General features: G+C 66.9%; 24 protein-coding genes and 1 tRNA gene. 6 read left to right on the top strand and 19 right to left on the bottom strand.

Annotated features, from left to right (window positions below; genetic code table 11):
* Nucleotides 1-347: 347 nt before the first annotated feature.
* From DVK03_RS02195 to DVK03_RS02175, 5 genes are all read right to left on the bottom strand, one after another.
* Nucleotides 348-1,316 carry an ROK family protein gene (locus DVK03_RS02195; protein ID WP_115802118.1) on the bottom strand — a complete coding sequence of 323 codons (969 nt, stop codon included), beginning with the start codon at nt 1,314-1,316 and terminating at the stop codon, nt 348-350.
* An 84-nt stretch (nt 1,317-1,400) separates the two neighbouring features.
* Nucleotides 1,401-2,078: a TIGR00266 family protein gene (locus DVK03_RS02190; protein ID WP_115802117.1), complete on the bottom strand. Its 678-nt coding sequence runs from the start codon at nt 2,076-2,078 to the stop codon at nt 1,401-1,403.
* A gap of 80 nt (nt 2,079-2,158) precedes the next feature.
* The gene (locus tag DVK03_RS02185) at nt 2,159-2,617 is read right to left on the bottom strand and encodes a universal stress protein (RefSeq protein ID WP_004044522.1); all 459 of its coding nucleotides are present in this window, start codon (nt 2,615-2,617) and stop codon (nt 2,159-2,161) included.
* A gap of 192 nt (nt 2,618-2,809) precedes the next feature.
* Nucleotides 2,810-3,190 (bottom strand): DUF5611 family protein, encoded by a 381-nt coding sequence (locus tag DVK03_RS02180; RefSeq protein WP_004044523.1) that lies wholly within the window; start codon nt 3,188-3,190, stop codon nt 2,810-2,812.
* Between the two features lie 70 nt (nt 3,191-3,260).
* Complete coding sequence (locus DVK03_RS02175) at nt 3,261-4,301, bottom strand: hypothetical protein (RefSeq protein WP_004065326.1); 1,041 nt, start codon at nt 4,299-4,301, stop codon at nt 3,261-3,263.
* Nucleotides 4,302-4,405: 104 nt separating this feature from the next.
* On the opposite strand from DVK03_RS02175, the gene DVK03_RS02170 reads away from it, so the two are divergent.
* Both DVK03_RS02170 and DVK03_RS02165 read left to right on the top strand, forming a co-directional pair.
* Nucleotides 4,406-4,705, top strand: coding sequence for a DUF6432 family protein (locus DVK03_RS02170; RefSeq protein ID WP_004044525.1), 300 nt, complete (start codon nt 4,406-4,408; stop codon nt 4,703-4,705).
* 165 nt (nt 4,706-4,870) lie between these two features.
* Nucleotides 4,871-5,968, top strand: coding sequence for an aminomethyltransferase family protein (locus DVK03_RS02165; RefSeq protein WP_115802116.1), 1,098 nt, complete (start codon nt 4,871-4,873; stop codon nt 5,966-5,968).
* A 24-nt stretch (nt 5,969-5,992) separates the two neighbouring features.
* On the opposite strand, the gene DVK03_RS02160 is transcribed toward DVK03_RS02165, so the two are convergent.
* The 5 genes from DVK03_RS02160 to sepF form a co-directional block, all read right to left on the bottom strand.
* Entirely contained in the window at nt 5,993-7,075 is a 1,083-nt protein-coding gene (locus tag DVK03_RS02160) for a geranylgeranyl reductase family protein (RefSeq protein ID WP_008605964.1), read from the bottom strand.
* 75 nt (nt 7,076-7,150) lie between these two features.
* The gene (locus DVK03_RS02155; RefSeq protein ID WP_004065329.1) at nt 7,151-8,167 is read right to left on the bottom strand and encodes a hypothetical protein; all 1,017 of its coding nucleotides are present in this window, start codon (nt 8,165-8,167) and stop codon (nt 7,151-7,153) included.
* Nucleotides 8,168-8,337: 170 nt separating this feature from the next.
* Nucleotides 8,338-8,760 (bottom strand): hypothetical protein, encoded by a 423-nt coding sequence (locus DVK03_RS02150; RefSeq protein WP_008577058.1) that lies wholly within the window; start codon nt 8,758-8,760, stop codon nt 8,338-8,340.
* Between the two features lie 131 nt (nt 8,761-8,891).
* Nucleotides 8,892-11,843 carry an excinuclease ABC subunit UvrA gene (gene uvrA, locus DVK03_RS02145; RefSeq protein WP_004065331.1) on the bottom strand — a complete coding sequence of 984 codons (2,952 nt, stop codon included), beginning with the start codon at nt 11,841-11,843 and terminating at the stop codon, nt 8,892-8,894.
* A gap of 119 nt (nt 11,844-11,962) precedes the next feature.
* Nucleotides 11,963-12,319 (bottom strand): cell division protein SepF, encoded by a 357-nt coding sequence (sepF, locus tag DVK03_RS02140; protein ID WP_004044531.1) that lies wholly within the window; start codon nt 12,317-12,319, stop codon nt 11,963-11,965.
* A gap of 220 nt (nt 12,320-12,539) precedes the next feature.
* On the opposite strand from sepF, the gene DVK03_RS02135 reads away from it, so the two are divergent.
* Nucleotides 12,540-13,220, top strand: coding sequence for a DUF1028 domain-containing protein (locus DVK03_RS02135; RefSeq protein WP_115802115.1), 681 nt, complete (start codon nt 12,540-12,542; stop codon nt 13,218-13,220).
* A 42-nt stretch (nt 13,221-13,262) separates the two neighbouring features.
* Here the strand turns inward: DVK03_RS02135 and DVK03_RS02130 are convergent, their stop codons facing one another.
* Nucleotides 13,263-13,742 (bottom strand): RNA-binding protein, encoded by a 480-nt coding sequence (locus DVK03_RS02130; protein ID WP_004044533.1) that lies wholly within the window; start codon nt 13,740-13,742, stop codon nt 13,263-13,265.
* Nucleotides 13,743-13,903: 161 nt separating this feature from the next.
* Between DVK03_RS02130 and DVK03_RS02125 the strand changes: the two genes are divergently transcribed.
* Both DVK03_RS02125 and DVK03_RS02120 read left to right on the top strand, forming a co-directional pair.
* Complete coding sequence (locus DVK03_RS02125) at nt 13,904-14,206, top strand: hypothetical protein (protein ID WP_115802114.1); 303 nt, start codon at nt 13,904-13,906, stop codon at nt 14,204-14,206.
* A 120-nt stretch (nt 14,207-14,326) separates the two neighbouring features.
* Entirely contained in the window at nt 14,327-15,646 is a 1,320-nt protein-coding gene (locus tag DVK03_RS02120) for a ribonuclease R family protein (RefSeq protein WP_004044535.1), read from the top strand.
* A gap of 138 nt (nt 15,647-15,784) precedes the next feature.
* Here the strand turns inward: DVK03_RS02120 and DVK03_RS02115 are convergent, their stop codons facing one another.
* The 8 genes from DVK03_RS02115 to DVK03_RS02080 form a co-directional block, all read right to left on the bottom strand.
* On the bottom strand, nt 15,785-16,024 hold the full coding sequence (locus DVK03_RS02115) for a hypothetical protein (protein ID WP_004065334.1): 240 nt from the start codon (nt 16,022-16,024) through the stop codon (nt 15,785-15,787).
* A 96-nt stretch (nt 16,025-16,120) separates the two neighbouring features.
* Complete coding sequence (locus tag DVK03_RS02110; protein WP_115802113.1) at nt 16,121-16,495, bottom strand: hypothetical protein; 375 nt, start codon at nt 16,493-16,495, stop codon at nt 16,121-16,123.
* A 759-nt stretch (nt 16,496-17,254) separates the two neighbouring features.
* Nucleotides 17,255-17,326 (bottom strand) — tRNA-Ala (locus tag DVK03_RS02105).
* A gap of 254 nt (nt 17,327-17,580) precedes the next feature.
* Nucleotides 17,581-17,889 (bottom strand): 30S ribosomal protein S10, encoded by a 309-nt coding sequence (gene rpsJ, locus DVK03_RS02100; RefSeq protein ID WP_004044563.1) that lies wholly within the window; start codon nt 17,887-17,889, stop codon nt 17,581-17,583.
* A 2-nt stretch (nt 17,890-17,891) separates the two neighbouring features.
* Nucleotides 17,892-19,157, bottom strand: coding sequence for a translation elongation factor EF-1 subunit alpha (gene tuf / locus DVK03_RS02095; protein ID WP_004044564.1), 1,266 nt, complete (start codon nt 19,155-19,157; stop codon nt 17,892-17,894).
* A 191-nt stretch (nt 19,158-19,348) separates the two neighbouring features.
* Nucleotides 19,349-20,302 carry a homoserine dehydrogenase gene (locus tag DVK03_RS02090; RefSeq protein WP_115802112.1) on the bottom strand — a complete coding sequence of 318 codons (954 nt, stop codon included), beginning with the start codon at nt 20,300-20,302 and terminating at the stop codon, nt 19,349-19,351.
* Nucleotides 20,299-20,868: a hypothetical protein gene (locus DVK03_RS02085; protein ID WP_004065336.1), complete on the bottom strand. Its 570-nt coding sequence runs from the start codon at nt 20,866-20,868 to the stop codon at nt 20,299-20,301. Before DVK03_RS02085 ends, DVK03_RS02090 begins: the two co-directional genes overlap by 4 nt.
* A 299-nt stretch (nt 20,869-21,167) precedes the next feature.
* Nucleotides 21,168-23,351, bottom strand: coding sequence for an elongation factor EF-2 (locus DVK03_RS02080; protein ID WP_004044567.1), 2,184 nt, complete (start codon nt 23,349-23,351; stop codon nt 21,168-21,170).
* Between the two features lie 190 nt (nt 23,352-23,541).
* Between DVK03_RS02080 and DVK03_RS02075 the strand changes: the two genes are divergently transcribed.
* On the top strand, nt 23,542-24,297 hold the full coding sequence (locus tag DVK03_RS02075; protein ID WP_004065337.1) for a DUF5781 family protein: 756 nt from the start codon (nt 23,542-23,544) through the stop codon (nt 24,295-24,297).
* Nucleotides 24,298-24,338: the final 41 nt, after the last annotated feature.

The raw sequence follows: 24,338 nt of genomic DNA, 5'->3' as shown, positions 1-24,338 counted from the left end.
CGCCGGCGGGGATGGGTGGGTGGGTGGGTGGGTGGGTGTGGGTGGGTCACCCCGGCGGCGTCGGTCGGTCGACGATGGTGGTGGGGGGTGTCGACCGGTCCCGTTCTAGGCATCCGGTGGAACGCCCGTGCACCGTGCGGTTCGACGAGAACGGGAACGCGCCGACCGGCACGCCGAACGACTCGGCGTCGTCGGGTGCACGTCATCGCGTTTCTCGACCGGGGTTATAAGGCTGCGCCACCGAGTATCAATCGAGATAATCCGGTCGTGGTGACAGGAAGTGTCGCGTCGCAGCCGCGAGCGGTCACCGGTGCCACCTGCGGTGAAACCCGCGAATCCTCGCGGCCTCACAGCCGCGAGCGGTCGCCAGTTCCACCGGTCATCGCGCTCGCCAACGCCCCCTCGACCACGACCTCGTCGCCGAGCGTCGTCAGTTGAATCTCGGGGATGTTCGACATGACCATCTCGCTCATCTGTTCGCGGATGGGCTCCAACACGAGGTCCGGGTTGTTGAGCGCGACCGCGCCGCCGACGTAGATGATAAGCGGCGCGTACGCGTGGACGATGTTGGCGACGCCCATCGCGTTCCAGTGGCCCAGTTGGCTGATGATGTGGTCTGCGAACTCGTCGTCGCCGGCGTGCTCGAACACGTCGACCGCGGAGAAGTCGGGGTCGGAGATGGGGAGCGCGGTGTCGACCGGGTCTTCCTCGTGGAGTTCGCGGGCGTACTTCGGGATGTTGTTCCCCGAGCAGTAGCCCTCCCAGTGACCGTTGTGGCCGCAGCCGCACGTCATGAAGCCGTGCGGGTCGAGCGTCAGGTGGCCGACCTCGCCGGCGTTGCCGTCCCAGCCGGCGAGGACGTGCCCGTCGACGCAGACCCCCGCGCCGATACCGGAGGAGATGGTGAGGTACACCATGTCGTCGGGGTTGCGGTCGGAGTGGAACCGCTCGCCGATGACGCCGGCGTTCGTGTCGTTGTGCAGGTACACCTCGTCCGTCTCCAACAGCACCGAGAGGGGACCGGTCAGCGGGATGCGGTCGATGGTGTCCGGGAGGTTCGCCGGGTTTTCGACCGCGCCCTCGGCCAAGTCGAGCGGGCCGATTGCACCGATACCGGCCGCGACCACGTCGCTCGGGTCGATGCCCGCCTCGGCACACGCCTCGCGGACGACGCCGAGGACCGCCTCGGTGACCGCGATTCCCGTCGGGCCGCGCGGAGTGTTGTCACGGGCCTCTCCGAGGACGGTTCCATCGTCGTCGCCGACCACGGAACGGACGTTCGTCGCCCCCAAGTCGACGCCCACGTAGTACGCCATCGTTCCCATAGGGATGCGCCCACCACTTAACTAAGCGGGATTTTGGGCAGATTTACTCGCGGCGATGTAACTCCCGCGTCTGGGTCACGCGGAGCTGTTGGTCGGGAGTTTGGGAATGAGCCACGAGAGGAACGAGTCCATGCTGCGCGACTGTATCCAGACGGTTCCCGGGCCGGTGAACGTACAGACGAGGCCCTCGCCGCTGAACAGGGTGGACTTCAGGCCGCCGACGCGCTCGACCGAGAAACTCGTGGTTTCGTCGAAGGCGACGATGTGGCCGGTGTCGACCGTGTAGCGTTCGCCCTCACCGAGTTCGACCTCGTGGATGGCCCCGTAGCTCGACAGGAAGCTGTCACCGGTGCCGGTCAGTTTGAGCAGGAACAGCCCCTCGCTCCCGAAGAAGGTCTTCGCCCCGCCGAAGGAGGTGTCGAGGTCGAGCGCGGGGTCGGAGGCGATGTACGACCCGGACTGCACGTACAGGGTCTCGTCTTCGAGACCGTGGTGGACGATGTCGCCCGGCAGCGGGGGCGCGAAGGAGACCTCCCCCGCCTGCCGCGCGCTGAACGTGTTCTGGAAGAACGACTCGCCGCCGAGGACGCTCCGCTTGAGCGACCCGAACAGGCCGCCTTTCGCGTTCGTCTCGATGTCGATGCCGTCGGAGTAGCTGACCATCGCGCCGGCCTCCGACCGGAGCGACTCGCCCTCGTCGAGCGAGACGGTGAGGAGGGCGAACGACGGGCGGTAGTCGATGGTGTGGTCCATGCGGGAGTCGACGGCGCGCTAAGATATGTAGTTGCCTGCGAAAATCGGGAACATCGAGGGGTCGCGCCGCCCGCGACCCGTCACTTGGTGTCCGCGCGGACGAACGTCACGGGGCACGACGCTTCGAGCATGACCTCCTGTGCGACGCTCCCGAAGACGGCCTTGCCGGTCGGCGAGCGCTTCCGACCGCCGACGACGAGGCGGTCGGCGTCGACCTCGCCCGCGAGTTCGACGAGTTTCTCGCCGTGGTGGCCGACCCGGCCGTGGATGACGTAGTCGATGTCTGCGTCGTCGAAGCGGCGCGTGAGTTCGCGGACGGTGGCGTGTCGTCGGGCCACGTCGTCCGCCGAAACCTCCTCGGCCGTGATATCGAAATCGAGGTTGTCGAGCGCGTCGTCGTACTCGTCTTTCGTGAAGACGTGCCCGATGACGACCGTCGCGCCGGTCGGCCCGGCCACGTCGATTGTCTCCTCGGCGAGTCTGTCGATGCGCTCGGCGTCGCCCGCGCCGACCGCGAGCAGGATAGTTTCGATAGCCATACCAGTCCGTTCGTCCCGGTATCACTTAACCGTGCCGGAGATTTTTACTCGAACCGAAGTAAAAATTCATATTCGACCGTGTTACGGTCGCTCGCACTGAGTGTGTCACGAGGGAGCGATATGTGCGTTTCGCTGGCAGCGCGGCCGCTCGGCGGGCGACTGTGTGAGAAAATCCGGACCACGTCGGACGGCTCAGACGTCGGGCGCGTCGTCTTCGACCGCGCGCTTCATCGAATCGCGGCGGGACTTCGCGTCGCGGCCCGTCGCCTCCAGGAGGAAGTCGTTTTTCGCGCTGACGGCCTCGCCGGCGGCTTCGAGGTCTTCGGGAGCGAGGTCGGCCGGGTCGGCCTCCTCGAAGTTGACCGCGAGTTTGTCTTTCTTGCCGCTGTACTTGACCGCGCCGGCGACGATGCGGGTGAACACGGGGTTCTTGGGCTCGCCGACGACGTAGAGGTCGCTGCCTTTGAACTCCTCGGTGCCGGTGATGGGGCCGAAGTAGTCTTCGACCGTCGCTTCCATGTCCGGAATTCGCTCTTCGAGCGTCTCCCCACGACGCATCTTGTACTCCTTCATGGACGCCTTTTCGACAGGGTATGGTTTACCTGTTTCGCGACTCCGCGACGCCTGCGAGGGCGTGCCGCGGTCAGGACTCCCGCTCGGCTATGTAGCCCTTTTTACACTCGGGGCAGATGTCGCCGGCCCGCATCGACGACGAGGACGCGCCGCGGGCGTGGCCGCAGTTCGGACAGTAGTACTCGACGGCGTCGTCGGGGGCTTCGTTGCCGACGTTCGACTCGTCGGCCCGGACGAAGTCGTCTTCGCCCTCCGCCTCGACGTACTGCCCGTTGGCCTGCTGGCTCGACGAGCCGTTGTTCTCGGGCGTCAGACCGCCGCCGAACGAGACCGAGACGGGCTCGCCGTCGTCTGGCTGGGCGTTCCAACCCTCGTCGTCGCCCGGCGCGTCGGGCCACGCGCCGCGTTCGCGGGTCTGGCTCCCTTCGGGCTCCGCCTCGGCGTCGGTCTCGACGCCCGCCTCGGCGTCCGCGTCGATGAACTCCGCGTCGTCGCCGTCGGCCGGCGGCGTCGGGTCGTCGGTCTCGACCTCGTCGACCTCGTCGGGCCACTGCGTTCGGTCGCGGGTGGCCGACTGCTCTTCGTCGTCGTCGAGGATGATGCCGTCGTCGGTCACGGGCGGCGCGTCGGCGGTCCCGGCGTCAGCAGTGCCGGCGTCGGCGCTCGCGGCCGGCTGGTCGCCGGGTTGGTCGGCCGGCTGGGCGTCGGGCGTATCCGCGCTCGCGGCCTCGGTCGGCTGTTGCGCCGCGGGGTCCGGGGTGGCGTCCGCGTCCGTCTCAGCGGCGGTTGCGGCGTCGGCTTCGGCCCGCGTCTCCGCGTCCGGAGCCGTCTCGATGGCGGCGTCCTCGGCGTCGGAGACGCCGGGCTGCGGGTTCGCCGGCTCGAAGCCGGCGGCCGCGGTCTCGACTTCGCCCTCCGTCATCCCGACCTCCTCGGGCGTTCGGATGGCCGTGACCTCCTTGTTCTCGCTGATGACCTGTTCGTGTCCGCACCGCGAGCAGACCTGTATCTCCCGAATCGAGACGACCACCTCGTCGCCGCGTTCCTCGCGCTCCCGTTCCGTCTCGGCGTCTCCGTAGGAGTGCCCGAGAAGACGGCAAGTAAGTCCCATTACGCGAGGATTCCGGGATTCGGAAACAAAAAGCTACCCCCTGCCTGTCGGACGCCCGTCAGACGGGCGGTACAAGTAAACAGGAGGCGAACGATGTACCCGCTATGAGAGCGAGGCGGGAGTTTCGGAACCGCCGCGACATCGAGGTCGCGGTGCTCGACGCGCTCGTCGACCGCCACGACGAGGGGATGACGGTGTTCGAACTCCGTGCCGCCGTGGACGCCGACATCGACACCATCGAAGAGGCGCTGTCGGCGCTGAAAGACGAGAGCCTCATCGTGGTCGAAGAGGCCGACACGGGGGTCCTCATTCACGCCGACGAGCGCGTCGTTCCGGACCCGAGCGAAGCCGTCGAAGAGGACGCGTCGCTGTTCGAGAGACTCCGCGAGCGGTTCGGGCTCTGAGCGCGGCGACGCGGAGCACAGACTCGTTTTGACTACCCGCCCGCCGGCCCGCGACCGACGCCGGGTCGACCCCGCGACCGAAAACCGGGACGGCCCCGAACCAAAAGCCGGGGGTGTCGTCCGGGAGTGGGAGGGTTTTACGCGCCGAAGGCGAAACGGGGAGTAATGACACTCGTCGCCGACATCCACGAGGCACACGGTGCGACGTTCGAGACGCGCGGCGGAATCGAGGTCGTGAGCCACTACGGCCGCCCCGAGCGGACCCACCGCGCCGTCAGAAACGGCGTCGGCGTCATCGAACACGGCTACGGCGTGGTCGTCGTCGAGGGCGAAGACCGGGTCGACTACGTCGACAACGCGGTGACGAACACCGTCCCCGACGAGGACGGCGAGGGCGTCTACGCCCTGCTTCTCGACCCCGACGGCCGCATCGAGACGGAGATGTACGTCTACAACGCGGGCGAGCGCCTGCTGATTTTCACCCCGCGGGACCGCGCCGAACCGCTCGTCGAGGAGTGGGGCTCGAAGACGTTCCTCCAGCGCGTCAAGATACGCGACGCCTCCGACGAGTTCGGCGTCTTCGGCGTCCACGGCCCCCAGTCGACCGAGAAGGTGGCGAGCATCCTCTCGGGAGCGGGCGCGCCGGAGCCGGAGCTCTCCTTCGTCCGCGGCTCCATCGGCGGCGAACTCGGCGTCACGGTCGTCGCCTCCGACAACCCGACCGGCGAGGAGGGCTACGACGTCATCTGCCGGGCGAAGGACGCCGAAGACGTGCTCGACGCGCTCCTGTTCTACGGCAACCCCTCGGTCCCCGTGGGCTATCGGACGTGGGACAGTCTCACCGCCGAGGCCGGCACGCCGCTTTTCGAGTCGGAACTCCGCGGCAACGTCCCGAACGTCGCCGGCGTCCGCAACGCGCTGGACTTCGATAAGGGCTGTTTCGTCGGGCAGGAACTCATCTCGAAGATAGAAAACCGCGGGCGACCCTCGCGCCGGCTCGTCGGCTTCCGCGCCGACGCCCTCCCCGACTCGGGTGCCGAGGTCTCGGCGGACGGCGAGCCGGTCGGCACCGTCACCCGCGCCGTCGAGAGCCCGATGCTCGACGCGCCCATCGGCTTCGCGCTCGTCGACTACGGCCTCGATACCGACGCCCTGAAAGTCGCGGTCGACGGCGACCGCGTCGAGGCGACCCGCGAGTCGCTCCCGTTCGTCGAGGGGAGCGCGGTGTCGGCGCGGATTCCGGCGTATCCGGGCGAGAACTGAGCGGGGCGTCCGGGGAGCAGTCCCTCAGAGCAGTTTCTTCAGGTGCTCGCGCGAGAAGAACGAGCTCGGCTTGTCCATGTGGACGCCGATTTCGCCCGACAGCGACCGGAGGCCGACCCGTTGGAGCCACTCGGGGAAGGAGTAACACCGGCGCACGAGGTGGCCCAGCCGAATCTCCCGCGAGAGTTCGTCGCGCCACGCCGACTCGTAGGCCGACAGCGTTTCGGGGTCGTCGGGGTCGATGGTCGACGCGGCGATGTCGGCCGCGGTCATCCCGTAGAGGATGCCGCCGCCGGTGAACGGCTTGGTCTGTGCGGCCGCGTCGCCGACGAGGAACGCCCGCCGGGTCGTCGTCCGGTCCGGCGGGCCGATGGGAATAGCTCCCGAACAGAAATGCTCCGTCTCCACGTCGTAGGTGCTCGTGAGCGCGTCGAACAGCTCGGTGACCTCAGCGCCCGGCGGGGCCGCGAGGCCGTACTCGACGCCGGCGTCGCCGCGGGGGATGCGCCACGCGAAAAAGCGCGGGACCGTGAGGTGCACGTCCACGAAGTCGCCGTCGTCCGGGTCGGGGTCGAACGCGAGGACGCCGTGGAGCGTCTCCGACGGTTCGGGGAGGTCGAGCGCCCGGCGGACCCGCGAGGTGGGGCCGTCACAGCCGGCGACCATCTTCGCCTCGAACTGGACGGTGCCGGCCTCGCCGGCCACGCTCACGGTCAGTCGGACACGGTCGTCGAGTTCCTCGACGGCGGTGACGGTGTGGCCCTCGCGCACGTCTGCGCCGGCGTCGCGGGCGCAGTCGGCGAGGGTGCGGTCGAGTTCGACGCGGTCGATGACGTTCGAGACCTCGCTTTGCTTGTAGAACGGGTAGGCTTTCGAGTTCGGGCCGCCGACGCGGAAGTTCGCCCCGTAGATGCGGTTCTGAAACAGGCGGTCGCGCGCCTCGTCGGGGACGTACTCCCAGATGTCGGTGCTGACGTGGCCGGAGCACGCGAGGGGCGTCCCGACCTCGCCTTTCTCCAGCGCGAGCACGTCGTAGCCCGCGTCGGCCGCGCGGCGGGCGAACCGCGCGCCGGCGGGACCGACGCCGACGACGGCGAAATCGTACATGGTTGGGCGTCGCCGCGCCGACCCATGAATCTTCTCGCTTCGGACGAGGGAACCGCCCCGATGGAAACCGCCCGACTACGCGACGACCGCCAGCCCCGCCGCGGTCCGCCGCGTCCCGTCCCACGGGACTTCGATTCGGTCCCACGAGTCACCGAAATCGGTCGTCCGATAGAGACCGCGGTCGTTCGCAGCGTAGCACTCGCCGCCGGTTCGCCCGGCGGCCAAGACCGCGCGGGTCGCGCCCGACCCGGTCGGCAGGCCGGTCTCGTCGAGTCGGTCCCACGACTCGTCGCCGTCGCCCTCGTCGTCCGGCGAGTCCCGCCTGCGGTAGAGGTACGCCGCCGCCGACTCGACTCGGTGAGCGCGCATCGGCCCGGAGGCGGCCGTCAGAAGCACCGACTCCGGGTCCGCGGGGTCGACGGCGACGCTCCAGCAGTAGCCGTGGCCGAGCCCCGCGGTCGGCGTCGTCCACGTCTCGCCCGCGTCGTCGGTCTCGGCGTAGCCGTCGCCCGCGGCGACCCAGACGCGACCCGGCCGGTCGGGGTGCGTCGCCATCGAGTGCGTGTCGCGCTTGCTCGACGCCACGCGGTCTTGCCACGTCTCGCCGCCGTCGAAAGAGCGGACGAGCGCCCCGGCTTCGACCGCGACGAACAGTCGGTCGGCGTCGGTCGGGTCCGGCTCTATCCAGCGGACGTGGTGGGTGTGCGGGCGGGGCGGGAACGCCCACGACGACGCCGAATCGAGGGCCGAAAGCGGCGCGAGTTCGGCCCACGTCTCGCCGCCGTCGCGGGAGCGGAAGACGGCCGAGGGCTCGGTGCCGGCGTAGACCACGTCGGGGGCGGCCGGAGAGACGGCGAGGCTCGTCACCGACTCGGGGAGCGCGTCGGTGCCGACCGCGTGCCACGACGCCCCGCCGTCGGTCGTGCGGAAGACGCCGGCGTCGAAGGTCCCGCAGAGCGCCCGGTTCGGCGCGCGCGGGTCGGCCGCGACGCACTCGATTCGGTGCTCGCCGAGTCGCCGGCGGGTGGTCGAGTCGTCGGGCGACCCCGCGACCGCGAGGACCGCACCGTTGGCGGCGGCGTAGAGTTGCATGGGGGACGTAGGCGCTCGGGGATGAAAAACGCGGGTGCGGGGTGAGTCGCGGTGGGAGCGACGACGACAGGTCCCGGCGCTCGTCGTGGCCCTCGCGCTCGCGGGCGTCGGCTACTGGTGGTACCGGCGGCGCTGAAGGACGGTCGATGCTGAAAAAAGTCCGCGGACGCTCAGTCGTCGGCCGGCGACGCGGGGCCCGGCATCCCCCCGGGCGTCGTCGGCTCGCTGACCCACGCCTGCCACGCCATGATGAGCATGGAGACGATAAGACAGACCCCCCACAGGAACGTCGTCGGAATCAGGAACGTCAGCCCGAACCCGACGCCGACCCAGATGGTGAGCGGTAACAGCCACTGCCCGACGACGAACAGCCCGCTCACCGCCGCCCGGAGCCGCCCCGTCAGTGCGAACGCGTCCACCGCGAACCCCATCACGACCGCGAGAATCGACAGCACACCCAAGTGCGCGTGGCCGCCCACCAGCCACGACGGCACGCCCCCAGATTCCAGCAGCGTGTACTGGTACAGTCCCACCACCATCATCGTCGCGAGCCCGAGGAACCCCGACGTTTTGAGTATGCGTGACATACACATGGAGAGACGCGAAACGGTCGGAAATGTCTTTCCCCGGAGTAGTTTGATTGGCGAAAGCGTCTCGCCCGGCGAGCGGCCGTCGGCCGAACCGAGCGTGAAAACGAAACGTCGCAGTTACGGCGACGCGCGGCTCAGTCGTCGTCGTTTGTCACTTTCGCGGGCTTGCGGCGGTCCGACCGCGGCCCCTCCTCGTCCACGTCGGGGAGGTAGTCGCGGAGGTACCGGCCCGTGTGGGAGTCGGGGTTCGCGGCAATTTCCTCGGGCGTGCCGCTGGCGACAATCGTGCCGCCGCCCGCGCCGCCCTCGGGGCCGAGGTCGACGATGTGGTCGGCGTTCTTCACGAGGTCGAGTTCGTGTTCGACCACGAGCACGGTGTTGCCGTTGTCGACGAGGCGCTGGAGCACCTCGATGAGCTTTCGCTCGTCTTCCTTGTGGAGGCCGGTCGTCGGCTCGTCGAGCAGGTAGAGCGTGTCGCCGGTCTGCTTCTTGCCGAGTTCTTCCGCGAGTTTGACGCGCTGGGCCTCGCCGCCGGAGAGGGTGGTCGACGGCTGGCCGAGCTGCATGTAGCCGAGGCCCACGTCGTGGAGCAGTTGGAGGCGGCGGCGAATCTGCGAGTTCGCCTCGAAGAAGTCGAGCGCCTCGTCGACTTCCATGTCGAGCACGTCGGCGATGGTCTTGTCCTTGTACGTCACGTCGAGCGTCTCGGCGTTGTAGCGCGCGCCGTTGCACTCCTCGCAGGGCACGTACACGTCCGAGAGGAAGTTCATCTCGATTTTGACGTTGCCCTGTCCCTTGCAGGCCTCACAGCGGCCGCCCTTGACGTTGAAGGAGAACCGCCCCTTCTCGTAGCCGCGCTGTTTCGAGAGCTTCGTCTCCGCGAACAGCTCGCGGACGTAGTCGAAGACGCCGGTGTACGTCGCCGGGTTCGACCGCGGGGTGCGGCCGATGGGCGACTGGTCGATGAGCCGCACCGTCTCGATGTCGTCGTAGCCCTCGATGGCGTCGTGCTCGCCGGGGTCGACGGAGGTGTTGTCGTTCATCCGACGGGCGAGCCCCTTGTAGAGAATCTCGTGCATCAGGGTGGACTTCCCCGACCCCGAGACGCCGGTGACGGCCGTGAACGTCCCGAGGGGAATCGGCACGTCGAGGTCGTCGAGGTTGTGCTGGCGCGCGCCGCGGACGACGAGTTCGCCGTCGCCCTCGCGGCGGCTCTCGGGCACGTCGATGTCCTTGCGGCCCGAGAGGTAGTCGGCCGTGATGGAATCGTCGGCCGCGACGATGTCGTCGAAGTCGCCCTGCGCGACGACCTCGCCGCCGCGCTTGCCCGGACCGGGACCCATGTCGATGATTTCGTCGGCCCGGCGCATCGTCTCCTCGTCGTGTTCGACGACGATGAGCGTGTTACCGAGGTCGCGGAGGCCTTCGAGCGTGTTGAGCAGCTTGTCGTTGTCGCGCTGGTGGAGGCCGATGGACGGCTCGTCGAGGACGTAGAGGACGCCCACGAGGCCGGAGCCGACCTGCGTGGCGAGGCGGATGCGCTGGGACTCGCCGCCCGAGAGCGTGGCGGCCTCGCGGTCCAAGGTGAGGTATTCGAGGCCGACTTCGGTCATGAAGCCGAGGCGGGCGCGAATCTCCTTGAGAATCTCCTGTGCGATGGTGCGGTCGCGCTCGGAGAGCTCTGTTTCGAGCCCCTCGAAGTGTTCGAGCGCGCCCGCGATGGTCATGCGGTTGACCTCGGGGAGCGTCGTGCCGCCGACGCGGACGTGCCGGGACTGCTCTTTGAGCCGCGAGCCGTTGCAGTCGGGGCAGGTCGTGACGGCCATGAACTCCTCGATGTGGTCGCGCGTCCGGTCGGAATCGGTCTCGACGTGGCGGCGTTCGAGGTTGCCGACGACGCCCTCGAAGGGGTGTTCCTTGTGGCGCGTGCCGTTTTTCGTCGTCCACTCGAACACCACGTCCTCGCTCGTGCCGAACAGGAAGGCGTCCTGCACCTCGTCGGAAAGTTCCTCGAACGGCGTGTCGACGCTGACGCCGAAGTGGTCCGCGACGTTGTCGAGCTGGCGGCGGTAGTACGTCCGGTTGTAGCTCCACGGCTCGAAGACGTGCTTCAGCGGCTTCGAGGGGTCGGTGACGACGAGGTCGGGGTCGACCTCCTTGGCCTTGCCGAGGCCCTCACACTCCGGGCAGGCCCCGTGGGGGCTGTTGAACGAGAACGAGCGCGTCTCGATTTCGGAGAATCGGAACGACGAGTTCGGGTTGCCGAGTTCCTCGGAGAACTCGACGACGAGGCGGTCGTCGCCCTCGCCCGCGAGCGACCCGGTCGACCGGGTGTTGGAGGCGAAGGGGAGGTCCGCCGGCGGGTCGGGGACGATGAGTTTGAGGACGCCGCCGGCCTCCTCAAGCGCGGTCTCGACGGAGTCGGCGATACGGGAGCGCGCCTCGGGCGCGACTTTCACGCGGTCGACCACCACGTCGATGGTGTGGTCGTAGTTCTTGTCGAGTTCGGGCGTCTCGAACGAGAGGTCGAACTCCTCGCCGTCGACCTCGACGCGGGCGTAGCCCTCGGAGACGAGGTCCGAAAACAGGTCCTTGAACTCGCCTTTCTGGTCGCGGACGACCGGCGCGACGACCTTCGCGCGGGTCCCTTCGGGGAGTTCGAGAATCTGGTCGACCATGTCCTGTGCGGACTGCTCGCCGACCTCCTCGCCCGTGATGGGGTCGTACTGGGTGCCCACGCGGGCGTACAGGAGGCGGAGGTAGTCGTGGAGTTCGGTGACGGTCCCGACGGTCGACCGGGGGTTGTTGGCCCCGTTCTTCTGGTCGATGGAGATGGCGGGCGAGAGGCCCTCGACGGCCTCGACTTTCGGCTTGTCCATCTGGCCGAGGAAGTTCCGCGCGTAGGCCGAAAGCGACTCGATGTACCGCCGCTGGCCCTCCGCGTAGACGGTGTCGAACGCGAGGGAGGACTTGCCTGACCCCGACAGGCCGGTGACGACGGTGAACGTCTCGCGGGGGATGCGAACGTCGAGGTTCTTGAGGTTGTGCTCTTCGGCACCGCGAACCTCGATGTAGTCCTTGCTCATTCGGACGACTCTAGGAACGAGAGGACCGAATAGCCATCGGTTCGGGCCGTTCGAGCCGCATCGCTCGCGGCTGCGAGTCGGGGAGAAATCGGAGCGTAAGCGGGTGTCGTCCGCCGTCGTCAGCCGTTGAGCTTCTGCCGCGAGATAGAGATGCCCGTGGGCGTGATGACGATTTGGTCGTCGCCTTTCTGGACGATGTCGCCGTCGACCTCGCGCGCGACCTGTCGGAGGTCGTCGATGATGTGCTCCATCGTGCTGTCGGAGGTCGTGTGGCGGGTGATGTCCGCGATGACCAGGTTGCCGTCGTAGACGGCGTCCTTGATGGCGATAACGTCCTGCTGGCCGCCGATTTCGGCGATATGAACCGAGAGGCCGGCGTCGCCGCGAGCGGTGTCGAAGTCGTCGAGGTCGAGTTCGACGTAGTCCTCGGTCGTTCGGGAACCACCACCACCGAGAATCTTACTCATGATACCCATAGGACGTAGAGAGGCCACAACGGGGTTAGTTCTTACGTCAGACGATTGTCTGATTTCAGACAGGTCTTGCCCCGACGACGCGCCGAATCGCCGGCAGAACCGCCGCGAGCGCGTGCGACCGTGGAGTCGGCGGTTCCAACGGGCGTCCGACGCGCGCGGGGCGGTCGCGGCGTTTCGCCGGGTGTTTTTAGCCAGCGGCGCGCGGGGGCAGACGAACACGATGACCTTCAGCATCTGCGTCCGCGAGCCGTACGTCGACGCCGACGGCGACGACCAGCACCGCTTCGGCGTCGCCGTGACGACCCGCCTGCCGGGCGTCGGCGCGCTCTGCCCGTTCGCAACCGAACACGGCGCGGTGGCGACACAGGCGCTGACGAACGTCGAACTCGGGGAGAAAGGCATGGACTACCTCGAAGACGGCCTCGCCGTCGACGACGCCTTACAGGCGCTGTTGAACGCCGACGACGGCCGGGCGGAACGACAGCTCCACGGCGTCGGTTCCGAGGCGACGTTCGCTTTCACCGGCGACGACTGCCTCGGCTGGGCGGGCCACCGCGAGGGCGACGCCTACACCGTCGCGGGCAACCTGCTCACGGGCGAGGCGGTCGTCGACGCCACCGCCGACGCGTACGAGCGGACCGCCGGCGGCGACGAACCGCTCGCGAAACGACTCATCGACGCGCTCGGCTCGGGGCACGCCGCGGGCGGCGACAAGCGCGACGACCTCGCCATCCAGAGCGCGGCCGTCGTCGTGACTTCGACCGAGGACCGCGAGATGGAGCCGTACTACAACGACCTCCGCGTCGACGCGACGGAGACGCCGCTGCGCGACCTGCGGGAGACGTTCTCGATGGCGCGGGAGGGGTACGAGGCGGCGCTGGAGAAGTACGCCGAAGCGTAGCCGGGCGGAGCGCACGCCGACCCTGAGACCGCGGCGGTCGGCTCAGACCGAGAACTCGAAGAGGTCGTCGCCGACGTGGTGGATGGATTCGACGACCTTGCCGGAGTCACCGACGAGGTCGGCCCCGTCTTCGAGCGCGCGACCCACGGCGAGCACCTTGCCGTGGGTCTCCTCCGCGATGACGACCAGATCGCCCGCCTCGATGGACTCGTCGGCCTCGGTGATGCCGGGGCGCATCACGTCGGCCCCGCTGGAGACGAACGAGACCGCGCCAGCGTCGACCGTGACGACGTTCGTCGTCGGCGGGAACTGGTTCGCGCCCTTGACCGTGAGAAACGGCTGGTCATCGACGTACATGACCGCCGGCTCGCCGTCGACGAGGACGACCTCGTAGTCGGCGTCCGCGAACTCGACCGCCTCGAACGCGTCGCCAGCGAGGGCGACGCCGAGGGACGATTCGATGGAGTCGCACAGCGCGTCGATCTCGTCGCTTCGGAGGTGGTGGCGAGACTTGACCTTCATACCGGGTCGTGGACGCTCACGGCCGATAAATCGACCGCTCCGCGTCGAGTGGTCGGTGATGCCCCACGGCGGCCGGTCGAGCGCGAGCCGCGTCGGCGTCGGACGCGCGTCAGACTGTAACAGGATAAACTGCTAAGTACGACTGGGTCCACTCCCCTCATATGTGGCGCTCCCGGACGAACCGGGACCGGAATCGTGTCGTGTGCATCGCATGCGGTGACGCGGTCCTCCGGTCGGCGGCGCGCGAGTACGACAAAGAGGGGAACCGCTGGGAACGACACGGCAAGCGGTTCGAACACCTCTGTAAGTCCTGTTACCGGGGACTCTGCCACCAGCCCCGCGAGGAACTCGAAGGCCTCCTCGTCGACATCGAAGAACGCGGCATCTCCGACGAGGAGTTCCTGCTTCGCTACTTCGACGCGGTCAAAGAGCGGTACGAATCGCCCGGCGAGCGCGGTCGCTGAAGACGGGTTCGGCGGCCCGTCGCCGGGCCACGCAAACGCGCGCCGACGAGTGATATCGATTCTCGTACGTCGCGGCTCGTGCCCGACACTCATTTCTCCCTGCCCCGTCTAGTCGGGGCTATGTCAGACGACGCGCAGGCGTACGCCGGGACCGCCGAAGGGCAAGGACCGGTGGAGATAGACGCCGAACTCGCGCGACACCTCCAGAACAAGCGCGAGGAACTGTTCGAGGAGTTCGAGATACGTGACGCGTTCCCGCCGGAAGTCCTCTCGGAGGCGCGTGCGCGCACCGACGGCGTCCACGAGGAGATCGAAGACGAACTCGAACACCGCAAAGACCTCCGCGACCTCACGACGTGGACGACCGACCCCGTCGACGCCCAGGACTTCGACGACGCCCTGAGCATCCGCGAGAACGAGGAGACGTACACGCTGTGGGTCCACATCGCCGACGTGACCCACTACGTCCACCCCGGCTCGGAGATGTGGGCCGAGGCCGTCAAGCGCGGCAACACCGTCTACCTCCCCGCCTACACCATCCACATGCTCCCGCCGGCGCTGGCCGAGACGGTCTGTTCTCTCGTCCCCGAGGAGGACCGCCTCGCCCACACCGTCGAGATGGAAATCAAGAAGGACACGCTCTCGTTCGAGTCTATCGACATCTACAAGTCCGTCATCCACTCCAACGAACGGCTCACCTACACGCAGTGTGAAAACCGGCTGGAAGACCCCGACCTCCCCCTCCACGAGGAGAACGCGCTGGTCTTCGACCTCGCGGACCAACTCCACGAACAGCGCAAGGAAGACGGCTCGCTCGTCCTCAACCCGAGCCGCGACCGCGCCCACACCATCATCGAGGAGTGCATGCTGAAGGCGAACAAGGCCGTCACGCACGAACTCATGTGGAACCGCGGCGTCGAGGCGATGTACCGCGTCCACCCGCAGCCGACTCCCGACCAGTGGGACAAGGCGCTCCGCGAAATCACCGAACTCGACGGCGTGAGCATCCAGTCCACGTCGTGGGACGAGCCCCGAAAGGCCGTCAACGACGCCTTGGAGAGCGCGAACTCCCGCACGCTCAACAAGATTCAGCGCGCCGTGCTGAAGGTCATGCCCCGCGCGAAGTACATGAACGACCCCTTCGGCGGCCACTACGCGCTCAACTTCGACATCTACGGCCACTTCACCTCGCCAATCCGCCGGCTGTCGGACCTCATCAACCACTGGATCGTCCACGAAAACGACGTACCCGAAGATCTCGTCGAACTCTGCGACCGCGCCTCCGACCGCCAGAAAGACGCCGAGACGGCCGAGCGACTCTACAAGCAGTTCCTCCAAGAGGTCGGCTTGGACCCCTACGCGGTCAACAACCGCGGAATCGTCACCGTCGACGACGACGGCGAGGTCATCGACGAAAACGGCCTCCCGCCGCAGGAATAACCCGGCGGTCGCTCCCGTTCGACCACTTGTTTTTGGCCGACGAGAATCCACCGGCCGCTACTGGCGAGACGGGCGCGGAGTGACGGACTCGTAACCGAGAGGCTGAAACGGTGGCCCGCGTCCGACCGCCACGACCGCTTACTCCTCTTGTTTGTGCGTGAACAGGAGCACGTCGCCGTCGTGTTGGGTCACACAGAGGTCGAGCATCATGCTCAGTTCGAGGCTGTTGTAGTCGTTCTCGCAGACGACCAAGTCGTCGAACGGCTTCTCGCACGCCGGACAGGCGATAGAGACGGTGTTCTGGTAGGTGGTGACGCCGCCGCTGGACTCGTAGGGCGTGAGCGACGACCGGAGTTCGTCGAGTTCCTCGTCGTTCATGGACGTGTTGTGCGCGCGGCGTGCGTATAATTCTTCACGGTCGGACATCGGTCACGGTCGGACGTGGCAGCGGATTGCCGACTCGCGACTGCCGGCTCACGACCGCCCGGCGTCGTCCAGCCCGCAGACCCACCGGAAGTGCGGGTGCACCCACGACAGCCCCGCGGCGTTGGCCTCGACCCACGACGACGGGTCGCTCAGCCGACGCGACAGCACCTCCGCGCGCTCCTCGTGCGTTCCCTCCCGGTCGAACGGTATCAGTTCGAGCGTCTGCGACGCGGGGTTGAAGAAGACCGCCCGCTGGGTGTCCGCGTCGAGTCCGACCAGCCGCGAGCCGTTGGCGTCTCTCTGGAGCAACGCCTGCGCCATCCGGTGTTGGTGGACCCCGCGGCGCGTCTCGCGGAGTTTCGAGACGATTGCTCGAAAGAGGGCCGTCGGGTCCGACGGGGGTTCGCCTCGTCGTGTTTCCATACCGACGCCCTCGGAGCGAGACGGTAAGAGGGTCCGCCATGAGCGGAGTGAAAGTGTCGGGTTCGGCGGAAGTGAACGATGTTTCCGAGCGCGCTCGACGGCCGAGTCACGCTCGGACGACGAACAAAGCCGGTTTTCGTTCAGCAACGCTGACCGGCCCGAGCTCGTCCGGTACGACGGGGAGTGGTACTTCGTTCGGGTCGCGATTGTGTAGTCGTAGAGCGCGACGACTCAGTATTCGCCACGGTGGGAAGCGTCACAAAAACAGCGGTAGCCTAGGCTGTGAGGTACTGTGCAGAAATGACAATTTTAAAATAATTCTCTGCGTACGATGAGACTATGGACGTCCCTCCAAAAGACTTCATGCTGGGGCGGTCCAGCGCATGGTCCAGTAGATTTGTACTGGTGATTGTTTCGTTTCCTTCGATTGGATTCGCTGCGGTCGTATCTCGATTTCTTGGTATCAGCTCACCGAATTCAATCGTTGAACTTCTCTATTTTATAAGCACGTACTGCACTCTACTTGCCATATCGATGTTCAGTTCGTACTTCGCGGCATATCAACTCGGCATTGGACGGCAATGAGAAACGGGACGTACATCTGTTCGCGACGCAGTTGATACTCGCAGGGCTCCTGACGGAGTCACGACTCGCCGTGTTGCGTCGCGAAAATGGTAGTGGACTCGCGGGGTCCCCGTGAGCGAAGCGAACGGGGGCAAGCGAGTCCATTGACTGACGGAACGAAGTGACGGAAGGAAATGGACTCGCGGGGATTTGAACCCCGGGCCTCTTCCTTGCGAAGGAAGCGATCTGCCACTGATCTACGAGCCCTCATTCCCACGGAGTCGTGGGATACACTTATACCCTATGTTTTGTCCGCAGTCGGGCATGCGATAGCATCCCGTTCCGTCGGGCGATTCTGCGGGCGTCTGCTCGCGCGTCGAACGGAAGTGAGATGACACGCGCCTTAGCGCTGAAAGTCAGCTCGGAGGCAGAGTCCTCCGGACGCGCGCCTCGACAACCGCGAGTGTGACGGGCGGGCCGTCACGAACGGGCGGCCCGGGAGAGCCCGGACAGCGCCGTCGTTAGTCTTCGAGGACGATCTCGATGCTGACGTCGTTCGGAACCTGAACGCGCATCAGCTGGCGCAGAGCGCGTTCGTCAGCGTCGAGGTCGATGAGACGCTTGTGGACGCGCATCTCCCAGTGCTCCCACGTCGCCGTCCCCTCGCCGTCAGGCGATTTGCGGGCGGGGACTTCGAGCGTTTTCGTGGGCAGCGGGATCGGCCCGCTGAGGTTGACGCCCGTCTTGTTCGCGATCTCGCGGACGTCGTCGCAGATATCGTCGAGGTCTTCCGGACTCGTGCCGGCGAGCCGAACGCGTGCCTGTTGCATCGTTATCGCTCGTTGACTTCGAGCACTTTGCCGGCCGCGATGGTCTGACCCATGTCACGGACAGCGAAGCTGCCGAGCTCCGGAATCTCGGAGGACGGCTCGATGCTGAGCGGCTTCTGCGGACGGACGGTCACGATGGCAGCGTCGCCGGACTTGATGAAGTCCGGGTTCTCCTCAGCGACCTCACCCGACGCGGGGTCGAGCTTCTGGTCGATGGACTCGATGGTACACGCGACCTGCGCCGTGTGGGCGTGGAAGACCGGCGTGTAGCCAGCGGTGATGACCGAGGGGTGCTGCATGACGACGACCTGCGCCTTGAACGTCTCGGCGACCTTCGGCGGGTCGTCGGCCGGGCCACAGACGTCGCCGCGGCGGATGTCGTCCTTGCCGACGCCACGAACGTTGAAACCAACGTTGTCGCCAGGTCCGGCCTGGTCGACTTCCTCGTGGTGCATCTCGACGGTCTTGACCTCGCCGCCGACGTCAGAGGGCTGGAAGCTCACGTTGTCGCCGGGGTTGAGGGTACCCGTCTCGATACGGCCGACCGGGACCGTACCGATGCCGGAGATGGTGTAGACGTCCTGGATGGGCAGGCGCAGCGGCGCGTCCGTCGGCGGCTGCGGTGCCGGCAGGTTGTTGAGTGCTTCGAGGAGGATGTCGCCGTCGTACCACGACGTGTTGTCGGAGCGCTCGGCGATGTTGTCGCCCTCGAAGGCCGAAATCGGGACGTAGGTCGCGTCGTCGGAGTTGAAGCGGACCTGCTTGAGGAGCTTGTTGACCTGCTCCTTGACGTCCTTGTACTTGTCTTCGCTGTAATCGACGACGTCCATCTTGTTGACCGCGATGATGAGTTCGCCGATGCCCAGCGTGCGGGCGAGGAAGACGTGCTCGCGGGTCTGCGGCGCGACACCGTCGTCGGCGGCGACGACGAGTACCGCGTTGTCAGCCTGCGAAGCACCGGTGATCATGTTCTTGACGAAGTCGCGGTGGCCAGGACAGTCGACGATGGTGAAGTAGAACTCGTCCGTGTCGAACTCCTGGTGGGCGATGTCGATGGTGACACCGCGCTCGCGCTCTTCGGCGAGGTTGTCCATGACGTAGGCGAATTCGAATCCGCCCTTGCCCTTCTCCTCGGCTTCCTCTCGGTGCTGCTCGATGACGTGCTCCGGGACGGAGCCGGTCTCGAACAGGAGTCGGCCGACGAGCGTACTCTTACCGTGGTCGACGTGGCCGATAATGGCCAGGTTCTGGTGGGGTTTGTCGCTCATTGGTGTGGTCACGCGCTAAGGCGCTCTGTGGGGAATGTTTTTGCTGAAACCCCTAAAACGATTTCGATACGCGCTACGGGCCGTCTAACCGCCGTACTGCGATTTGCGGAACCATACCACGGTCGTAGGGGCAGGGAGTTTAGCTGAAGTCGACAGTCGAAGAAAACGAGAGGTACGAGCCCTCTGTACGCCTATTCGAGCCGAGAAACGTCGGACAAGACGGCCGTCGCCGTCTCGGGACCGCCCGCTCCGCGGCCGCTGATGTTCAGCTGCCCCGCGTGTTTGGTCTCCAACTGGACGATGTTCTGCGTGCCCGTGACCGACAGCGCGGAGCCCTGCGGAATCAGCCGCGGAGCCACGCGAACCCCGTCGGCGGTCGCCTCACCGATGAGTCTGACCGTCCGGCCGTCCTCGGCGGCGAGGTCGAGCGCCGTCCCCGGGACGTTGCGGATTCCCTCGACCGCGGCGTCGTCGAGCGCGTACTCCGTCTCGCCGTCGGAGAGGACGTTCGCGAGGATGACGAACTTCAGCGCGGCGTCGATGCCGTCGACGTCGAAGGTCGGGTCGGCCTCCGCGACGCCGAGGTCTTGGGCTTCCGCGAGGACGTGCTCGTAATCGAGTCCCTCGGCGGCCATCCGCGAGAGGATGAAGTTCGCCGTCCCGTTCAGCACGCCGCGCGCGGCGGTCACGTGCGGCGCGCCGAGGTCCGAGATAGTCGAGAGGATGGGAATCGCGCCGCCGACGGCCGCCTCGAACTGCACCGTCCCTCCGCTTTCGGCTTCGAGCGCGCGCAGGTCGGCGTACCGTTCCGCGACCGGGCCTTTGTTCGCGAGCACCACGTGGCGGTCGTCGGCCAGCGCCCGCTCGACGTGCGAGAAGCCGGGTTCGGCGTCGCCGAGCGTCGTCGGCGTCGCCTCCACTAACACGTCGTAGTCGGCGTCGAACACCGCTCCGGGGTCCGCCCCGCCGACCACGCCCTCGCGTTCCTTGCGGTCGTGGACCGCGCTCGGGTCGAGACCGTCCGGGTCGACCACGGAGGACGACGAGTCCGCGAAGGCGACGACCTCGTGCCCGTAGTCGCCCGCGAGGTCGAGCACCGAGCCGCCGACCGCGCCCGCGCCGAGCACGGCGAGTCTGAGGCTCATTGGGACCCCTCCGCGAGCGGTTCGACGACGTGTAGCTCCTTCTCGGCGGCGATGTCACGGACGACCCCGAGCGTCTCGTCGACGCGGCCGGAGCGGACCGCGAGTCGGAGCCGGGCGCTCGACGCCTCGTCGGTCCCCTCGCGGGCGGACAGCGACAGGTCCTGAAGCGTCGCGTCCGCCGAGGACTCGATTCGGTGGAGCGTGTCCGAGAGGTCGGAGTCGACGATGTCGCCGACGAGGATAACCATCACCTCTTCGCCGAAGTGCTCCGCGCCGGCGCGGATGACGTTGACGCCGGCGTCGCGGAGCGCCTCGACGATACGCGCGAAGCGGTCGGGCGGGCATTCGAGGTCGACCTCCACGGGGATGTGTCCGCGCGGCGTCAGGCTCCCGCGCTCGTGGAAGATGGAAAGCAGATTCCCGCCGTTGTCGGAGATGGGCTTGAGCGCGGCCAAAAGCTGTCCGGGCTCGTCGACGAGTTCGAGCCGAATCGTGTGCGGTTTCGGCATCTCGCCGCTTCCGTCGGCCTCGGCGTCGCTCTCGCCGTCGAGGTCCTGTGCACTCATCGCCCCACCTCCGTGGGCCGTCCCGACGCTGTTGTCCGCGACGCGCGGTTCGGTCGTGGTTTCGCGTCGTCGCGCCAGGAGTCGAGAGACGTACCCTTACGCATATCTACCCGTGATTCGGCCACGCGGTATAAGCCTTCGCAGCCGACACGGTTTGCCGACGCCGGGAGCGTGCTGGCATGTGTCACAGACGGCCGCCGAGAAGCGAAGCGAACGGTAGATGCGGCGCGGATGGGGCCGACGGACCGGGGCTATCGCTGCCCGGGTGAAAAAACGAAAGAAAGCGCGAAGGGTCGCGCTTAGATGTAGTCGATAGCCTGCGAGAGCTCGAGCTTCATGCCCTTGCGCTCGCGGATCTCCATAATCTTCTCGCGCTGGAGGTTGTCCGAGAGCACGCGGAAGCCGGCGTTCTCCGTGTTCCAGGAGGCGCGACCTTCCGTCGCGGAGCGCACGTCAGACGAGAAGCCGATCATCTCTTCGACGGGCGCGATGCCCTCGATGACCATGAGGTCACCCTCCTGGTACATGTCGTCGACGCGGCCGCGGCGACCCTGAATCTCGCCGGAGGCCGAGCCCATGTACTCGGACGGAACGTCGATGCGGACGTTCTGGATGGGTTCGAGGAGCTTCACCTGGCCCGCGATGAGCGCGCGGTGGACCGCGTCGCGCGTCGCAGGGATAACCTGGGCGGGACCGCGGTGGATGGTGTCCTCGTGGAGCCGCGCGTCGTGGAGTCGCAGGAGCGTCCCCTGAACGGGTTCCGCGGCGAGCGGACCGTCGTCGAGCGCCTCTTCGAGACCCTCGATGACGAGTTCCATCGTCTCGTTGAGGTGCTGGATACCCTTCGTGTCGTCGATGAGGATGTTCGTCCCGTGGATGTGTTCGACGTTCTGGGACGTGTCCTTGTCCATGCCGGCTTCCTGCAGCGCCTCGCGGCGCTCCAGTTCGGGCATGTCCATCGAAATCTCGCCGAGCTTGATGGAGTCGACGATGTCCTGCGAGAGGGGCTCCGCCGTGATGTAGAACTTGTTGTGGCGGTTCGGGGAGACACCTTCGACCTCGTGGGACTCGCCCTGGACCTGCTCGCGGTAGACGACAATCGGCTCACCGGTGCGGACCGGGATGCCCTGGTTGTCGCGGATTCGCTGGGTGATGACTTCGAGGTGGAGCTCGCCCTGACCGGAGATGAGGTGCTCGCCCGTGTCCTCGTTAATCTCGATGCGGATGGTCGGGTCCTCCTTTGCGACCTGCTGGAGCGTCTGGATGAGCTTCGGCAGGTCGTCCATGCGCTCTGCCTCGACGGACTTCGTGATGACAGGCTCGGAGATGTGCTCGATGGACTCGAACGGCGTCATCTCGACGGACGAGACGGTGGAACCCGCGATGGCGTCACGGAGCCCCGTGACGGCCGCGATGTTCCCCGCGGGAACGCCGCGGTCGAGTTCCTCGCGCTCGCCGCCCATGAACACACCGACGGACTGGACGCGGTTCTTGCCCGCGGTCCCGGAGACGTAGAGCTCCTGGCCCTTGCGGATGGTCCCGGAGAACAGGCGACCCGTGGCGATTTCGCCCGCGTGGGGGTCCATCGAGATGTCGGTCGCCATGAAGACGACTTCGCCGTCGTCGTCGACTTCGCGCATCTGGCGCGCGAGGTCGGACTCGGAGTCACCGCGCCAGACCGTCGGGATACGACGGGGCTGGGCGTCGAGCGGGTTGGGGAAGTGCTCCGCGACCATGTCGAGGACGACGTCCGAAAGCGGCGTGCGCTCGTGGAGTTCCTGGCGGTCGCCGCCGCGTTCGAGTTCCATGATGTCGCCGAAGGAGATGCCGGTCTCCTCCATCGACGGCATGGAGACGCCCCACTTGTAGAGGGCGGACCCGAAGGCGACGGTGCCGTCTTCGACGGAGACCGTCCAGTCGTAGTCCTTCTCCTCGGTCATCCCGCGGATAAGCTCGTTGACGTCGGAGATGACGTCGACGAGGCGCTTCTGCATCTCCTCGGGACCTTCCTGCAGTTCGTTGATGAGGCGGTCGACCTTGTTGATGAAAAGCGCCGGCTTGACGCCCTCGCGGAGCGCCTGACGCAGGACCGTCTCGGTCTGCGGCATGGCTCCCTCGACGGCGTCGACGACGACGAGCGCGCCGTCGACGGCGCGCATCGCGCGGGTCACGTCGCCACCGAAGTCGACGTGGCCCGGCGTGTCGATGAGGTTGATGAGGTGGTTCTCGCCTTCCCATTCGTGGGTCATCGAGACGTTTGCGGCGTCGATGGTGATGCCGCGTTCCTGTTCGTCTTCCTTCGTGTCCATCGCGAGCTGCTGGCCGGCAGTCTCGTCGGAGATCATGCCCGCACCTGCGAGGAGGTTGTCGGAGAGGGTCGTCTTACCGTGGTCGACGTGAGCGGCGATGGCGATGTTCCGGATCTGCTCCGGCTTGTCCATCAGTTTCTCACATTCCTGGACGATCTTCTTTCGTCGGCCCATTATACAGGGGTCTACCGGCAGGAGGGTCAAAAGAGTAGTGTTTTTGCCGAGCGGATTTCCCATTTTCAGCCGCCCTACCGCCGGGGTATGAGCATTTTTGTCACGATAGGCGCGACTGTCCGCCGGACGCGAATCTCGTCGCCGCGCTCGGCGCAAGAGTCATGTTGGTTGATAACATTCCTCAACTTGAATGGACCTCCGAGTCGTCGGGGGCGCACCGGCAGACCCGTTCTTGAGCGCCGCCGACCTGTTCGAAACCGAGTTCGAGCTTTCGTACCCCGTGTTCGTGCGCGTGCGGGACGACCCCGACTCCCGAACGTGGGCCGGCCACTATCAGGACCGTCACGTCCTCAACATCTCCCGACAGGCCGCCACCAGCGCGATGGCCCGCGAGCTCGCGCTCCACGAGCTCTCGCACATGGCCCGAAACGAGGAAGGCCACGTCTCGCACTACCAGTCGACGCGCGAGGCGGTCTTTCTCGCGCTCGCGGGCCGGACCGTCGAGCGCCGAAAGCTCGCGCACTGCTATCAGATTGCCAACCACTGCAAGGACATCTACGCCGACGACCTGACGCTGTCTGTCGCGCCCGCGGACAAACTCGTGCAGTTCCTCGAATCGCAATTGGCCGCGGCGCTCGCCGACCGGCCGCAGGCGTCCGGGCGGCCGGGCTCTCGGCTCGTCACCGCCGGGTCGGACCCCGAAATCACGGCCGTGAACGCCGCGTTTGCGCTCGCGCTCGTGGAGCGACACGACCTCGTCGGGTCGGACCACCGGCTGTACGACCTCGCGCACGCCGCGGCCGACGACGCGCCGTCGGTGTCGCTCGACACGTTCAAAGAGCGGTTCCGAACGCTCGCCGCCGACCCCTCGAAAAGCGAGTACCGCCGGACGCTCGTCGACGTGGTGAAACGCTACGTCGTCAACCCCGGAGTGGCCGCCGACTGAGCGCCGCGCACCGACCGCGAGCGGACGGGCGAACGGTCCGC

It is taken from the genome of Haloferax sp. Atlit-109R, from assembly GCF_003665865.1.
In the GTDB taxonomy this organism is placed as follows: Archaea; Halobacteriota; Halobacteria; order Halobacteriales; family Haloferacaceae; genus Haloferax; species Haloferax volcanii.
Note: the sequence above shows the minus strand (reverse complement) of the source record. Positions and strands in the feature narration are given on the sequence as shown.

Bases quoted from the DNA above. Each gene is read 5' to 3' on its own strand.
- DVK03_RS02195 (WP_115802118.1), bottom strand. From the start codon at position 1,316: ATGGCGTACTACGTGGGCGTCGACTTGGGGGCGACGAACGTCCGTTCC.
- DVK03_RS02190 (WP_115802117.1), bottom strand. From the start codon at position 2,078: ATGGACCACACCATCGACTACCGCCCGTCGTTCGCCCTCCTCACCGTC.
- DVK03_RS02185 (WP_004044522.1), bottom strand. From the start codon at position 2,617: ATGGCTATCGAAACTATCCTGCTCGCGGTCGGCGCGGGCGACGCCGAG.
- DVK03_RS02180 (WP_004044523.1), bottom strand. From the start codon at position 3,190: ATGAAGGAGTACAAGATGCGTCGTGGGGAGACGCTCGAAGAGCGAATT.
- DVK03_RS02175 (WP_004065326.1), bottom strand. From the start codon at position 4,301: ATGGGACTTACTTGCCGTCTTCTCGGGCACTCCTACGGAGACGCCGAG.
- DVK03_RS02170 (WP_004044525.1), top strand. From the start codon at position 4,406: ATGAGAGCGAGGCGGGAGTTTCGGAACCGCCGCGACATCGAGGTCGCG.
- DVK03_RS02165 (WP_115802116.1), top strand. From the start codon at position 4,871: ATGACACTCGTCGCCGACATCCACGAGGCACACGGTGCGACGTTCGAG.
- DVK03_RS02160 (WP_008605964.1), bottom strand. From the start codon at position 7,075: ATGTACGATTTCGCCGTCGTCGGCGTCGGTCCCGCCGGCGCGCGGTTC.
- DVK03_RS02155 (WP_004065329.1), bottom strand. From the start codon at position 8,167: ATGCAACTCTACGCCGCCGCCAACGGTGCGGTCCTCGCGGTCGCGGGG.
- DVK03_RS02150 (WP_008577058.1), bottom strand. From the start codon at position 8,760: ATGTGTATGTCACGCATACTCAAAACGTCGGGGTTCCTCGGGCTCGCG.
- uvrA (WP_004065331.1), bottom strand. From the start codon at position 11,843: ATGAGCAAGGACTACATCGAGGTTCGCGGTGCCGAAGAGCACAACCTC.
- sepF (WP_004044531.1), bottom strand. From the start codon at position 12,319: ATGGGTATCATGAGTAAGATTCTCGGTGGTGGTGGTTCCCGAACGACC.
- DVK03_RS02135 (WP_115802115.1), top strand. From the start codon at position 12,540: ATGACCTTCAGCATCTGCGTCCGCGAGCCGTACGTCGACGCCGACGGC.
- DVK03_RS02130 (WP_004044533.1), bottom strand. From the start codon at position 13,742: ATGAAGGTCAAGTCTCGCCACCACCTCCGAAGCGACGAGATCGACGCG.
- DVK03_RS02125 (WP_115802114.1), top strand. From the start codon at position 13,904: ATGTGGCGCTCCCGGACGAACCGGGACCGGAATCGTGTCGTGTGCATC.
- DVK03_RS02120 (WP_004044535.1), top strand. From the start codon at position 14,327: ATGTCAGACGACGCGCAGGCGTACGCCGGGACCGCCGAAGGGCAAGGA.
- DVK03_RS02115 (WP_004065334.1), bottom strand. From the start codon at position 16,024: ATGAACGACGAGGAACTCGACGAACTCCGGTCGTCGCTCACGCCCTAC.
- DVK03_RS02110 (WP_115802113.1), bottom strand. From the start codon at position 16,495: ATGGAAACACGACGAGGCGAACCCCCGTCGGACCCGACGGCCCTCTTT.
- rpsJ (WP_004044563.1), bottom strand. From the start codon at position 17,889: ATGCAACAGGCACGCGTTCGGCTCGCCGGCACGAGTCCGGAAGACCTC.
- tuf (WP_004044564.1), bottom strand. From the start codon at position 19,157: ATGAGCGACAAACCCCACCAGAACCTGGCCATTATCGGCCACGTCGAC.
- DVK03_RS02090 (WP_115802112.1), bottom strand. From the start codon at position 20,302: ATGAGCCTCAGACTCGCCGTGCTCGGCGCGGGCGCGGTCGGCGGCTCG.
- DVK03_RS02085 (WP_004065336.1), bottom strand. From the start codon at position 20,868: ATGAGTGCACAGGACCTCGACGGCGAGAGCGACGCCGAGGCCGACGGA.
- DVK03_RS02080 (WP_004044567.1), bottom strand. From the start codon at position 23,351: ATGGGCCGACGAAAGAAGATCGTCCAGGAATGTGAGAAACTGATGGAC.
- DVK03_RS02075 (WP_004065337.1), top strand. From the start codon at position 23,542: ATGGACCTCCGAGTCGTCGGGGGCGCACCGGCAGACCCGTTCTTGAGC.